Below are 13,995 nucleotides of genomic sequence, written 5' to 3'. Positions count from 1 at the left end.
GCAGTTAGCTGCCGCTATTGACCCTATAACGTGCTGTGCGGGCTGCACATTCCGCGCGGGTCTGCGGCGCACTGTGTTGGCCGCCGCAGTTAACGGCGGAAGCCCGCGCTGGGAAGCGCGGGCTTCTCTGATGGTAAGACTGATGACTTGCATCAAGTCCTCCTTCGCGGTCGTTGAGTCAGGTCAGAAAGGGTCTATTCGCAGGGCGGACGAACCAGCTACTTGATGTGCATGGTGTGCTGCGGCAGGAGAAAACGGCCAATAGAATCCCTCGCGGACGGCGGAGGTGGGGCGGGTATTCGGCTCCATAAGGCAATGCCGTCCCTTAGCTTCTTCAACATGAGGTGTACCTCCTCCCGGTGGGCGTAGTTGGGCATGACGGTCACTGGCGAACTGGGCGTCCCCACCTCCGGATCTCCGGTGGAGGTGAAACTGCCGGCCATGATGAACTCGCCATGCTGGCGACCTGTGGGGGGTGGGGTGGGTGGGGTGGGTGCAGCGACCGATTCCGGCGACGGGGATGGCGACGCGGACGGGGATGGGTGGCTGGTGAGCGCAGTTGACACAGGGGTCTCCAGGATGTGGTGGGTTACGAAAGGGTCCTCGAACGAGGTTCGCGTGCAAAACAGCGCACGGGCAGTAAGACGGAGGGCGCCTGAGCAAAAAGGGTGTGCCGAAAGAGACCCGCCGACCGAAACCTGGACGGGCGGAAAGTTCAGCAGTTAGTTAGTTAGTGCGCAGCAACGACGGAGGTCGGACCGGTATACGCGATAAACGATCGGCGTAATTTTGTATTCACAGTTCCCACCTCCCTTTCTTGTAGTGCGCGAATAGAGACAGCGCCAGGATTTTCTCATCAAATTTTCGATTGATAACTCCCAATGGCACAAATCAAAGCTACCCCACGGTATGCCCGACCGGCTAGGGCTTTAGCCGATAATCTTCAGAAAATTTACCGAGCCCGGAACTTTACCGCCAGGGCGCTTTCGCTGACACGCCCCCAGGCCCTTCACGGCTAGGCTGGCAGCACCCGCCACTGCGGGTCCAAAACACCGGGATGAGGGCGATTGTGGAACGGGTCCGCGAACTCGATGCGCTACGTGCCTTCGCGCTTTTCGGCATCCTGGCAGTGAACATCTGGTACTTCGCCGACCCCTGGACGCTCTCGGGCGACCTCAGCCCCGATCATCGGTCGACGTCGGACACAGCCGTCCGGTTTGTTGCCACCACGATGTTTGAGGGCAAGTTCTATATCCTCTTTTCGTTCCTCTTCGGATATAGCTTTGTTCTGCAGGAGCGAGCGGCCCATCGGATGGGCGCGTCGCCGGCACCGCGAACTTTGCGTCGGCTGGCTGGCCTGGCAGTCCTGGGCCTGGCCCATGGCCTCCTGCTGTATTACGGCGACATCCTCCTGACCTACGCCGTGATGGGGTTGGTTCTCCTTGGCCTGCGGGCCATCAGTCCGCGAGCTGCCATTCTGACAGCGGCGGGCATCATCGTTGGCATGGCGGCCCTGCTCATCGTGGTCGGCGGCATTGTCGCTATGTTCAACCTGCCACCGGGCGACGGCGCAGTGCCGGCCCCCGACGTCGCGGCGATCACCTCAGAACCAGGAGCAGCCCTGGCCGCCAATATTGAGGGCTACCTGGTCGCGTTTCCCTCCGTGCTGTTTTTCCAGGGACCACTGGCGTTGGCCATGTTTTTGCTCGGTCTCGCCACGGCCCGGACTGGACTACTTGAACGGCCGATCAGCAGCACCGCCCTGCGCCGCACCGCCCTGCTTTGCCTGCCGATTGGCCTGCTCGCTGCAGGGGGCCAGTCCTACCTCCTCTACTATGCGGACCGTGACCGGTTTTCTCTGCTCACCACCGGCATCACCACACTGACCGCCCCGCTGGTGACCGCAGGCTACGTATGTTTGTTGCTGCTGCTGTTCCGCTCACCACCCGGTCAGGCTATCCTCGGCGTACTGGCGCCGGCCGGTCGGATGGCACTGACCAATTATGTAGGCCAGTCCCTCGTCCTCGCCGTAGTATTCACCGGATTTGGGCTGGGCCTGGCCAACGTCCTGGCGCCTGCGCTGGTGCTGGGCGTCGTCGTCGTCGTGTTCGGTGCCCAACTGGCGCTCAGCCGACTCTGGCTCGCACGATTCGCCGTGGGTCCCCTGGAGGCGGTGCTGCGGCTGGTCACCTACTCCTCAAGGGGCAGGGGTAGGTGGGATGACCATGGAATTCGTTAGAGATTCCAGTGCACAATGGCGGGCGTCCGCTTGTCCCAGCCCAGAGCACAGACTGCTGCGGTGCCCAGGACAAAGCGGCGTCCCTGCGCCGGGCCAAGCTCGAGCCAGCGCGCAGCGACTACCCGGAGGAAGTGGCCGTGTGCCACCAGCAGCACATGGCGGGCTGGCTGCGCTGAAGCATCCCGGTCGGCCGGGGTGCCGCACCCTGCCTGCACCAGGGACACCACCTGGTCGGCCCGGTCAGCAACCTGAGCGAGCGTTTCCCCGTTTGGCACACCGTCGTTCCAGATGAGGTAACCGGGATTCTCCGCCCGGACATCGGCGCTGTTACGGCCCTCGTTGTCTCCGTAATCCCACTCATGGGCGTACGGCAGGATGTGCGGGTCGGGGAATCCCGCCAGCTGGGCTGTCCGGACAGCTCGCTGCAACGGTGAGGACAGCACCACGTCGAACGTGATCCCTTCAAGGTGCCGCGCCGCGGCGACCGCCTGCTGCTCTCCGATGTTGGTCAGCGGAAGATCCGTGAGGCCAGTGTAGTTGCCGTCCCGGGACCATTCAGTCTCGCCATGGCGGAGCAGCCACAGCTGCGGTAGAGGCGTGCCGGCGGGTGTCAGGTCCGCTGAAGCGGCGCCGGAAAGACTCATGACGTCGCCGCCTCGGATTGCAGCGCCCACCAGGCCCGAAGCTTCGACTCGGCTTCCGCTGCGGAATGCGGTCCGTGTTCCATTCGTTCCTCCAGCAAGAATCGGTAGGCCCTGCCCACCACCGGACCGGGTTTAATGTCCAGGAGACCCATGATCTGGGCGCCGTCGAGATCCGGTCTGATGGATTCCAGCTCTTCCTGTTCGGCCAGCTCAGCAATCCGCGCCTCGAGGTCGTCATAGGCAAATGCCAACCGCTCGGCCTTGCGTTGGTTTCGGGTAGTGACATCGGACCGGGTCAAACGATGTAACCGCTCCAGCAGGGTACCGGCGTCGTTGACATACCTGCGCACCGCCGAGTCCGACCAGCCCGCCTCGCCGTAACCATAAAACCGCATATGCAACTCCACCAGGCGCGCCACCGCCTTGATCGAATCGTTATCAAACCGGAGGGCCTTCATCCGCCTGGCAGTGAGCTTGGAACCCACCATGTCGTGATGGCGGAAGCTCACTGCCCCAGACGGCTCAAATTTCCGTGTGGCTGGCTTGCCGACGTCGTGCATCAACGCCGCAAACCGCAGCACGAAATCGGGGCCTGGTACCGCTCCGTCCGGGCCCGTTTCAAGGCGGCACGCCTGTTCAAGGACGGTCAGTGAGTGCTGGTACACGTCCTTATGCCGGTGGTGCTCGTCGATCTCGAGCCGCAGGGCGGAAACCTCCGGCAGGACGAATTCTGCCAGCCCACTCTCCACCATCACATCAATGCCCCGCTGGGGGGCATCCCCCAGCATCAGCTTCACCAGTTCTTCGCGAACCCGTTCCGCGGAGATGATGGTGATGCGCTGAGCCATTTCCAGCATCGCTTCCGACACCTCGGGCGCCACCTCAATCCCCAGCTGGGAGACGAATCGTGCAGCGCGCATCATCCGCAGTGGATCGTCCGAGAACGACGACGACGGCGTGCCGGGGGTGCGCAGAACACCCGCCCGTAGGTCCTTGACACCGCCGTAAGGATCGACCAGTTCCATTGATGGAAGCCGGAGCGCCATGGCGTTGATCGTGAAGTCCCGGCGGAGGAGGTCGTCCTCCAGCGTGTCCCCGAAGGCGACGATCGGATTGCGAGATGCCGGGTCATACGCTTCGGCCCGGTACGTCGTCACTTCGATCATGAAGCTGCCCTTACGGAGCCCGATAGTGCCAAAGTCCCTACCGATTTCCCAATAGGAGTCGGCCCACCTGCGAATCACTGCGAGAGTCTGGTCCGGATTTGCATCACTGGTGAAGTCCAGATCCGGGGAGGTTCGCTTCAGGAAGAGATCGCGCACCGGCCCGCCCACCAGGGACAGTTCGTGTCCGGCAGCGACGAACAGCTGTCCCAATTCGGTAACAACCGGAGGAAGCGGGGCGGTCAGGGTTGAGTCGTCTAGCAAGTGCACCATAGTGCTTTAAGGGTGCCAGATGACACGGAAAACTCCACTATGAGGCCGCGAGGCGTCGTTCGTGCCCGACACGCGGGAACCGGCGCGAGGAGACGGCGAAGGCCAGTTGTCGTCATCGACTGAAGCGAAAGATCGTTAGAGTAGTCTGCGTGGACCGTCCTGTTCCGAGCGCACCAAAGCGGACCCCGTTGACAGTGTCAATGGGCAGCGTCGGCGCGCCACAGGTGCATCATTCGCTCCCGACCGTTGAAGAAGTCTCATCCGGTGGAATAGTGGTCGATACGTCCGATGATTTCCTTAACGTGGCCATCATCGCGCGGTTGAACCGGGGCGGCCGTCTTGAGTGGTGTCTCCCGAAGGGCCACCCTGAGGGCAGCGAAAACAACTCAGAGGCCGCGGTCCGGGAAATTGAGGAAGAAACTGGAATCCAGGGCCGGATCATTACCGCCCTGGGCGGCATCGACTACTGGTTTACCGTTAGCGGACACCGCGTCCACAAGACTGTCCATCACTACCTGTTGATCGCCACGGGTGGTCACCTGACCATCGAAAACGACCCCGACCACGAAGCCGTGGACGTGGCGTGGGTTCCGCTTGCAGACCTGGGAAAGAAACTATCCTTCCCTAACGAGCGCCGCATCGCGGATCTTGCCCGGGAAGTTTTGCCGGACTACCTCTGACCCCGGGTCAACTCCGCCGGGCCAGTGGTGAGACGATAGACAACGATGTCGGACTCAAACACAGCCTCCCTCCCCGTCCAGGATGCTGGGGTTTTACCCAGCCGCGCGAACCATCCTGGCGACGCCGCAGCTCCAGCCACCGACGCCGGTGGCAAGCACGCTCGTCCCGCGGCGCCAGACACGACGGCCCGCTCAAGCGCAATCATGGCGGCTGGAACCCTTGTTTCGCGCGTGCTCGGACTGGTTCGGGTAGCCCTCCTCGCGACGGCGCTCGGAGCATCCGGCGGAGTGGTGGATGCGTTCTCCATTGCCAATGGGTTGCCGAACTTCATCTATCTCATGGTGGCCGGCGGCGTGTTCAACGCTGTTCTGGTTCCCCAAATCATCAAGGCCACTCAGAGCCCGGATCGCGGCGCGGACTTCATCAGTCGTCTCATCACACTCGCTGTGATCGTCCTGGTGGTGCTGACGGCCCTGGTGACACTTGCTGCGCCGCTGATCACCTCGCTCGTCACGGATTTTTCCGGCGACCGGTTGGCGCTGGCCACCATTTTTGCCTACTGGTGTTTGCCGCAGATCTTTTTCTACGGCCTCTACGCGATTATCGGACAGGTGCTCAACGCCAACGGATCCTTCGGGCCTTACATGTGGGCGCCGGTAGCCAACAATATTGTGTCGATCACAGCGCTAGTGGCGTTCATCGTGCTGATGGGCTCGCAAATCGACAGCTCCCACACGCCAGAATCCTGGACCTCTTCCCAGACCTTACTGCTGGCCGGCGGAACCACCCTCGGAATCGTCATTCAGTCCCTCGTCCTGCTCTGGCCCTTGAAACGGCTTGGGCTGGGACTCAAACCAACCTTCGGCTGGCGAGGGGTGGGATTGGGTCGCACCGGGAAGCTGGCTTCCATCACCATCATCACCATGCTGGTCGGGAACGGGTTATACCTGGTCAATATCCGCGTCGCGTCTATCGCCGCTGAGGCCCGCCCAGATTATCTCGCCCGCGTGCCACCCCAACAAATTGCCGGCCCGTTCAATCTGGATATCGGCACCATGGTGTATGTGCTGCCGCATTCGGTGATTGCGCTGTCCATTGCCACTGTCATGTTTAATCAGCTGGCGGCGGCGCACAACAACAACGATCTTGCGCTGATCAGGGAGACGCTCTCGCGAGGGCTGCGCATCATGGGCGTGGCGACAGTGTTCGGTGCTGCGGTCCTCCTTGCGCTGGCTGTGCCACTCGGCATGCTGTTCTCGGGTGGGATTCGCCCGGACGGGGCACTCAACGCGGTGCTCATCACCCTGCTGGCCGTCGGCGCGCCCTTCCTCAGCGCCAACTTCTTCCTCAATCGGGTGTTTTATGCCGCTGAAGATGCTGTCACACCACTGCGGATTCAGCTCATCCTTTCGGTCGTCGGTGTTAGCCTTGCGCTCATCTCCGGAACTTTCGCGCCTGAATACATTGTTCCGCTGCTTGCCCTCAGCTTCACCCTGGGCAACGTGATCGCCGTCGTCGTGAGCCACGCGTTCCTGGTGCGCAAAATCGGTTCGTATGGTGCCGGGCACGTGTACGACGTGCACGTACGCCTCGCTCTTGCCGGCATGGTTGCCGCCGCCGCTGGCGCTGGAGCGCTCTGGCTCTTCGGGGGGTACAGTCCTGACGGTTTCGTCTGGCGGTCGGTACCTGCCGGATTCATCGCGTTGGCAATCTGCGGGATCCTGATGACGGGGGTCTACCTGGTCATGCTGAAGGTTCTGCGGATCAGGGAGCTGGACGAGTTTCTGGCTCCCTTGCTGGCGAGGTTTAGCCGGGCCAAATGATCCCAGCCCCGGCGTGCGCCGGGAAAACCAGGGTATCGGCCGAACTGACCGGTAACATTGGTAGGAATCATCTGGAGCCTATTTGACGTGTTGAACGGGGAGCCCCCTCAACACCCGACAATCCAACCATTCCGCGGGAGGAACACGTGCCACAACCAGTAGACGTTGGTTCAGTATTGGGAGGCCGCTATAAGGTCACTGCCTACGTACTGGCTTCTGCTGATCGGGATCTCGTGCTCGACGGCATGGATCAGGTTCTCAACCGGCCCGTCAGTATTCTGGTGGCCTCAGCCTCCAATGCGGACCAGATTGCGGCTACAGCCCGTGAGGTTGCCACGGGCGAACGAGCCGGCAACATTCAGGTCCTGGACTTGGGTGTCACCGACGAAAGCACCTACTTGGTGACCAACCGGGCAGCACCGGCCGATCTGCTGGATCTCGTTGTCCCCCGAGACTCGCCATTTGTTGAGCCGTTCTTCACCGACACCCTTGGGTCCGAGATCTTTGGCGGGCCGCGCTCCACCGAGCCGGAAACGTACGACGACGACGACGACTACGGTCCCGAAGAGGAGGATGACCGCCCGGCCAGAAAGTCTCGCTTGTCAAGAGCACGTCTGCCGAAGTTCGGCAAGGCAGCTCCTGCGGCAGGAGCGGCGGCAGGGGCCACCGCAGGCGCCGCTGCCACGGTCGCCGCCACCAGGGCAGTCCCGTCCGGCTCCCCGGCGCCCGGGTCCCGGGTTCCACCACCCCCGGCCGTGGCACCTCGAGTCGCTGATGGAGGTAGCGGCGGCGATCAGAGCCAGCCGAAAGTATCACTCTGGTCTGACCAGGACTACGACGCCGGTACCGAAAGCTCCCGGGCTGATCAGACCGGCCGGGCGGCATCGCACTTCCCAGCCGCGGCCGCTGCCAGCGCCCCTGCACTAGATGATGGCGGCGAGTCTGTCGACGACGCTGACGACGACCGCGGAAACAACCCGAAGTACACCCGGGTGCTCGTTGGTGTAGTGCTGACCATCATCTTGGTCACCGTTGTCGCGTTGGCAGTCAATCAGCTCAGTGGCTTTTTCTCACCCGACCTGGAGGCCGGACCCGGTACCGCCACAACCACCACCGCGACCCAAGCTACGGAGGAGCCGACCGAGGATGGCACTGCAACACCCTCTGAGGACAGCGAAGATACCGCCGAGCCAACCGTTGATCCAATCGATCCCATTCCGGCCGGCGTCACACGGCTCGTCCCCGATAATGCCGCCCTAAATGCCGCTAGCGACGGGGACTTGCCCCTCATCGTTGACGGTAATCCCGGTAGTTTTTGGGGAAGCCTGGTCTTCGCCAATGAGACCTTTGGTGGCCTCGCCCAGAGCATGGCTCTCGTTGTCGAACTTGAGGAAGAGTCGACCATCAACCAGATTCAGATCGAGCAGCTTAACGGTTCGGGCGGTAGCTTCACCGTTCTTCTGAACGACGAGCCAACCCTCGACGGTGCTGAGCAGATTGCGCAAAGCTCATTCACCGGTCCAACGACCAACATTCCGGTCCCACCCAACGCCGACGGTGAACCCGCTACCGCACGGTACATCATCGTTAACCTTACTCAGCTTCCTCGCTTGACCAATGTCCAGGCGGTCTTCCCATGGGGCGTCCGGATTGCCGAGATTAGCGCCTCCTAGCTTGATCCTCAGCTGTTGAGCCAACCTGGCCTGGACGGAATAAGCTGGTCGGTGGAGCGGTTCTTATCAGTAGTCGCTCCATCGAGCCCCAAGGCTACTGTTGTGGTGTCAACAAAGGAAGGTTCACCAAACCCGTGAGTATAGAAACCGGCACATCCGGAACAACCAGCAACGATACACAGAAGATCCACGATGTGATCATCGTGGGCTCAGGCCCAGCCGGGTACACAGCAGCTGTGTACACCGCGCGTGCCAACTTGGCTCCGTTGATGATTGCCAGTTCGGTCAAGGCTGGCGGTGAATTGATGAACACCACCGATGTCGAAAATTACCCTGGCTTCCCTGACGGGGTCATGGGTCCAGACCTAATGGAACAATTTGAGAAACAGGCCGTCCGCTTTGGCACCGAAATCCTGTTCGAGGATGTCACATCGCTCGAATTGAGTGGGCTGGTAAAGAAGGTCACCATCGGGACCGGTGAAACCTACCTGTCCCGATCCGTCATTATCTCCACCGGATCTGAATACCGCGAGCTGGGGCTCGATGACGAGAAGCGCCTATCCGGTCACGGCGTCAGCTGGTGTGCCACCTGTGACGGATTCTTTTTCAAGGACCAGGACATTGCCGTTATTGGAGGGGGCGACTCGGCAATGGAGGAAGCACTCTTCCTGACGAAGTTTGCACGGACCGTCACAGTAGTGCACCGCCGTGAGTCCCTTCGCGCTTCCAAAATCATGCAGGATCGGGCGCTCAATCACGAGAAGATCCGTTTTATCTGGAATTCGGAAGTCATCGGAATCGACGGTGAGGCTAAGGTGACCGGTCTACGGCTTGGAAGCACTGTTGACGACTCCACCCAGCAACTCGCAGTGACCGGAGTGTTCGTTGCTATAGGTAATGATCCCCGGGTCGAGCTCGTCAAGGATCTGCTCGAATTAACGTCCGAGGGCACCATCGCCGTTCAGGGACGTACGTCAAAGACCTCGATGCCTGGCGTCTTCGCTGCCGGCGATGTTATCGATCCCACCTATCGCCAGGCCATCACGGCGTCGGGCTCCGGCTGTGTCGCCGCACTCGACGTCGAACACTATCTTGCCGACCTTGGCGATTCGGTCGACACCGCTGCTGCAGTCCCTACCCCACCTGCCGAAAAAGTCTCTGAAGAAGCTCGCGTACTCAGCCCCAACCTAGGAGAACCACTATGACCGCTAGAGAAGTTACTGATGCCTCATTCGACGTCGACGTGCTGCAAGCCAGCAAGCCGGTACTCGTAGACTTCTGGGCAGAATGGTGTGGGCCTTGCCGGAAACTATCGCCAATTCTCGATGAGATCGCCGGAGAGCATTCCGAAAAGGTTGATGTTGTGAAACTCAACGTTGACGACAACCCCGCGACCGCCGCCAAGTATGGCATCACGTCCATCCCTGCCGTGTACGTTTTCAAAGATGGCGTCGTCGCTGCGCAGTCAATCGGCGCGAAGCCTAAGCAGGTCATCGAAGAAGAATTCGCTGATTTTCTGAAGTAACCCAGAGGTCCTTCTGGATCAGCTATTTGGATCTTCGAGTAGCCACTGCCCCTTTCAACGGGGCGGTGGCTATTCTCGTTTTAGCACCCGCTTCAGATGAATTATGGCCGCCGAGGAAACATTCGGGCAGATCTACCAGCCGAGGCAGACCTAAACGACCATCCAGCCCTCTGGTGTACCCGCATCTCAGCTCAGTATCGGTTGCCTGTCATCTGACCTGTGAGCCTTGTCAATCGAATGGCCACACACGGGTCACCTCCAGAGTCTGGGCGCGTTAGTGAGCCCGCTACCGGCAGCGCACTCAGGTGATCCCCAGCTATTGGTTCGGCTCGTTCCCTCCACCCGTTTGCCAACATCAGGCGGCCGCCCCTGTGATTGACCGAAAAGATTGGTTTCACGTGAAACACTGGCGGCGCTGGGGTCCGCTCTAACCCCAATAGGACCCCAAAGTGAACTCAGAATCCGGGCGGAGGAGGAGGGGCCACAGGTCGACAGGTCTTCTCTACGTCATGGATTTGGCCGTGACTGACTGACCGTGACCATGACCGACCACCCAAGGCCCGAATATTATGACTGGAGGATACGCTGTACATCCCCGATGGATCTGCCACGTCTACTATCCGGATCCAGGTGTTTCACGTGAAACGAGCAAGCGATGCTGTCCGGGGTCGCCTGAGGCTACCCGAAGGCCGGCGTCGACGGAGGCTCATTCGGAACAGTAGCGCCAGCGATCACGGCAACGCATACTTGCAACCCAAAGCCGCTTGTGGATGCCATGGTTCGCTCAGTGTCCGATTCCGCGCAGTGTGTTCCGGTGCACTGTCACGCAATCGACAACCGCCCGCCACCGATGGAATATGTTCGGCCGCTGGCCTTCGACGTGAACCATCCTGACCTGGTTACGATCGCTCACTACCTCGGTGACACTACAATCATGAATAGCGGTCGCATCTCTGGTCCATGCTGTCGGCGATCCGTGACTCCCATTTGACCCCGCTGTCCTCAACCCCGCCGTGAACTCTGCTTGACACGTATCGCCATCGGGTAGGCGGGGTCGATAAAAGTCTACTTCGTGAAAGCTTCATCTGCATGATTGTTTCACGTGAAACAAGCCCCCGAGGGACTACAGATTAGGCGAAGTAGCTCGGCGGTGTAATCGGGTGAGTAATCGAGCCAATCTGGTCACGACTACTCATGCCGGATCCTCATAGAACAAAAGCGGACTAAGGCGCCCAGTCGCTCCGGGCAAGGGGCTGCACCGCACGAGGAAAAGACCCCGAAGTCCGCCCCAGATACGCCCTGCAAGGCCCGGAACCTGCTCAGGGGACTTCGAGTTCCACGCGGAACATCAGATTCGAACCCGGGACGTATGGGGCGGCCCATGAGATAGTCCCGACGGCATGCCGCCTTGCCTGAGGCCGATCGAGCGCGGCAGGCAAGCTACCGAAAGTCCGTCGCATCATGCTACATACCCTGATTGGACCAACCGAACTACAGTTCCGCGGGCTGGTCATCAATCCCAACTGTTTCACGTGAAACAGCAGATGTAGCATGAAGCCAAGGCGAACCAGGCGTGCTTACGTGGGTTGCGACGCTCCCAAAACCCCCATAATTCGGTTAAGATCATCCACGCTGGCGAACTCAATGCTTACTTTTCCCTTCCGAGCTCCCAGGGTGATTTTCACGCTGGTGTCCAGTCGATCGGAAAGAGAGGTTGCTAGATAATCGAGCCGCTCATGTCGGGCGCCTGCGCGAGGGCTGGTGGGTTTCACAGGTCGCCTGAGCCCGTCACTCATCGACACCAGCTCCTCCGTTGTCCTCACCGAGAGGCCTTCAGCAACAATCTTCTGAGCGAGTTTCTCCATCTCAACCTGATCACTCAATCCGAGGAGGGCGCGGGCGTGTCCGGCCGAAAGGATCCCTGCCGCGAGCCTTCTTTGTACCAGCGGAGGGAGCTTCATTAGCCGAAGCGTATTGGAGATCTGGGGGCGCGAACGTCCAATGCGCTCAGCCAGCTCGTCATGGGAGCAGCCAAAATCATCAAGCAACTGCTGATATGCTGCTGCTTCTTCAAGCGGATTGAGCTGACTACGGTGCAGGTTCTCCAGGAGAGCATCCCTGAGAAGATCGTCGTCAGACGTCGATCGGATAATTGCCGGTACCGCAGCCAGGCCGGCTTCCCGCGAGGCACGCCAACGTCGCTCGCCCATCACCAACTCGTAGGGCTGGTCGCCGCCTTCTACAGAAGGGCGCACCACGATAGGCTGCAGGACACCTATCTCACGAATCGAATTGACGAGTTCCGCCATCTCCTCATCGTCAAAAACACTACGGGGTTGCTTGCGGTTAGCGTGGATCAACCCAACCGGGATCTCCGCGAAGGTTGCCCCAGGCACCGCCACGAGGTCCAGTTCAGCATCGGAATGCGTCGTTTCACGTGAAACGTCTTCCAACTCCTCTATCTCTGCCGTCACCACATCACGACTGACTAAGGACACACCGAATTCTTCAGGAGCGCGCGCGAACTGAGATTCGACCTCGATCGACGGGGGAGCCCCGCCACCCGTGGGTGCGTTCGCCGCGGCCGCATCGGACCCTGGGGACGCTGCAGGCACTGCGGGACTGCCGCCTGACTTCCGTTGTCCGGCGCGTTTGGGGGCCCTGGTCGGGGCTTTGAGGGCGTCTTTGTTGATTACCGAAGCATTCCGGGTGGACCGCGGCGAGTCGTCAATGGTACCGCCCTCGCTCACCGGGCGTTCCGGAGCGGCGGGAAAGAAAAGGTCGGCAGGGCGGCCGCTCCTCGGCGTTACCGTCTCTCTGACTGGATCCGGAGTCTCCACAGGTGCGCTTGGGATGAGAGCACCTAGCCCACGTCCCAATCCGCGTCGCTTTTCGGCCATGACAGGTCCCTTCAGGAGTGCAGAAACAATCTGCATCGTGTGAATAGCTAAGTCCCACCCTACTGCGGATCGGGATCAATGGAGTCGAGGCAGGCTAACTGCGTTCGGCAATCTCGGAGGCAGCTTCAAGATAGGACAACGCGCCACTGGACGAAGGATCGTACGTCATCACAGTCTGTTGGTAACTGGGAGCCTCTGAGATTCTCACCGACCGAGGGACAACCGCCTTCAAAACCTGCTTCGGAAAGTGTTCGCGTACTTCCGCTGCAACCTGAGCGGCAAGGTTCGTCCTACCGTCGTACATGGTAAGGAGGATGGTGGATACCACCAAGTCAGCATTGAGATGCTTTTGAATCATCTCTATATTCTTCAACAGCTGGCTCAAGCCTTCCAGTGCATAGTATTCGCACTGGATGGGAATCAGGACCTCTTTGGCTGCAACAAACGCGTTGACAGTCAGGAGACCAAGGCTGGGGGGACAGTCAATAAAGATATAGTCCAATCGTTCCTCGCCCTGTTTGGACCGATCCTGTGCATACAGATCAATCGCCCGGCGCAGTCGCTGCTCCCGAGCGACAAGAGAGACCAATTCAATTTCAGCCCCAGCCAAGTGAATTGTCGCTGGTGCGCACAGAAGATTTGGTACGTCGGAGCAAGCGACTACAACGGTGCCCAACGGCAGATCATCGATTAGGACGTCGTAGATACTGTCAACCTCCGCATGATGAGGCACACCAAGGGCTGTCGATGCGTTTCCCTGCGGATCAATATCGATCACCAGGACCTTGAGTCCGGCCGCTGCGAGGGCCGCCGCAATATTCACGGTCGTAGTGGTCTTTCCAACCCCGCCCTTCTGATTGCTGACCGTGAGTACACGAGTACTCTCTGGTCGAGGAAGTCTCCGACTACTCAGCTTTTCCCGGCGCCGGTTCTCGCTGGCAAGCTCGCGGGCAAGCGGTGTGCTGTCGTCCATCGCATCCATGACATTCCTTGGTGCTGCGCTAGTGGTGTTCAACGGGGCAGAAGCTGGTGCCGTCGGTTGGGGACTAGTGATCATGAATGTTGTTTCACGTG

11 protein-coding genes are annotated in these 13,995 nt (G+C 60.3%); 6 read left to right on the top strand and 5 right to left on the bottom strand.

Features of this window, described 5'->3' with window-relative positions:
- Nucleotides 1–218: 218 nt before the first annotated feature.
- Nucleotides 219–566 (bottom strand): hypothetical protein, encoded by a 348-nt coding sequence (locus ACX80O_RS04960; RefSeq protein WP_459332734.1) that lies wholly within the window; start codon nt 564–566, stop codon nt 219–221.
- Nucleotides 567–1,057: 491 nt separating this feature from the next.
- On the opposite strand from ACX80O_RS04960, the gene ACX80O_RS04955 reads away from it, so the two are divergent.
- On the top strand, nt 1,058–2,239 hold the full coding sequence (locus ACX80O_RS04955) for a DUF418 domain-containing protein (protein WP_459332733.1): 1,182 nt from the start codon (nt 1,058–1,060) through the stop codon (nt 2,237–2,239).
- On the opposite strand, the gene ACX80O_RS04950 is transcribed toward ACX80O_RS04955, so the two are convergent.
- Nucleotides 2,236–2,883, bottom strand: coding sequence for a histidine phosphatase family protein (locus ACX80O_RS04950; RefSeq protein WP_459307491.1), 648 nt, complete (start codon nt 2,881–2,883; stop codon nt 2,236–2,238). The two genes, ACX80O_RS04955 and ACX80O_RS04950, sit on opposite strands and share 4 nt — an antisense overlap.
- Nucleotides 2,880–4,319, bottom strand: a complete 1,440-nt coding sequence (locus tag ACX80O_RS04945) for a CCA tRNA nucleotidyltransferase (protein ID WP_459307490.1) — start codon at nt 4,317–4,319, stop codon at nt 2,880–2,882. The genes ACX80O_RS04950 and ACX80O_RS04945 overlap by 4 nt, the downstream gene beginning before the upstream one ends.
- 200 nt (nt 4,320–4,519) lie before the next feature.
- Between ACX80O_RS04945 and ACX80O_RS04940 the strand changes: the two genes are divergently transcribed.
- The 5 genes from ACX80O_RS04940 to trxA all read left to right on the top strand — a co-directional run bounded on the left by ACX80O_RS04940 (nt 4,520) and on the right by trxA (nt 10,021).
- A complete protein-coding gene (locus ACX80O_RS04940; RefSeq protein WP_459332813.1) occupies nt 4,520–4,999 on the top strand; it encodes an NUDIX hydrolase in 480 nt (159 codons plus the stop codon).
- A gap of 45 nt (nt 5,000–5,044) precedes the next feature.
- On the top strand, nt 5,045–6,823 hold the full coding sequence (gene murJ, locus ACX80O_RS04935; RefSeq protein ID WP_459332732.1) for a murein biosynthesis integral membrane protein MurJ: 1,779 nt from the start codon (nt 5,045–5,047) through the stop codon (nt 6,821–6,823).
- 146 nt (nt 6,824–6,969) lie between these two features.
- A complete protein-coding gene (locus ACX80O_RS04930; protein ID WP_459332731.1) occupies nt 6,970–8,496 on the top strand; it encodes an ABC transporter substrate-binding protein in 1,527 nt (508 codons plus the stop codon).
- Between the two features lie 134 nt (nt 8,497–8,630).
- Entirely contained in the window at nt 8,631–9,701 is a 1,071-nt protein-coding gene (trxB, locus tag ACX80O_RS04925; RefSeq protein WP_459332730.1) for a thioredoxin-disulfide reductase, read from the top strand.
- Entirely contained in the window at nt 9,698–10,021 is a 324-nt protein-coding gene (trxA, locus tag ACX80O_RS04920; RefSeq protein WP_459307486.1) for a thioredoxin, read from the top strand. The genes trxB and trxA overlap by 4 nt, the downstream gene beginning before the upstream one ends.
- Nucleotides 10,022–11,598: 1,577 nt before the next feature.
- On the opposite strand, the gene ACX80O_RS04915 is transcribed toward trxA, so the two are convergent.
- On the bottom strand, nt 11,599–12,921 hold the full coding sequence (locus tag ACX80O_RS04915) for a ParB/RepB/Spo0J family partition protein (protein WP_459332729.1): 1,323 nt from the start codon (nt 12,919–12,921) through the stop codon (nt 11,599–11,601).
- A 94-nt stretch (nt 12,922–13,015) separates the two neighbouring features.
- Nucleotides 13,016–13,978 (bottom strand): ParA family protein, encoded by a 963-nt coding sequence (locus ACX80O_RS04910; RefSeq protein WP_459307623.1) that lies wholly within the window; start codon nt 13,976–13,978, stop codon nt 13,016–13,018.
- Between the last annotated feature and the right edge of the window lie 17 nt (nt 13,979–13,995).

This window comes from Arthrobacter glycogeni (assembly GCF_054511155.1).
The sequence above is the reverse complement of the archived record's forward strand: the minus strand, read 5'-3'. Positions and strand labels throughout refer to the sequence as shown.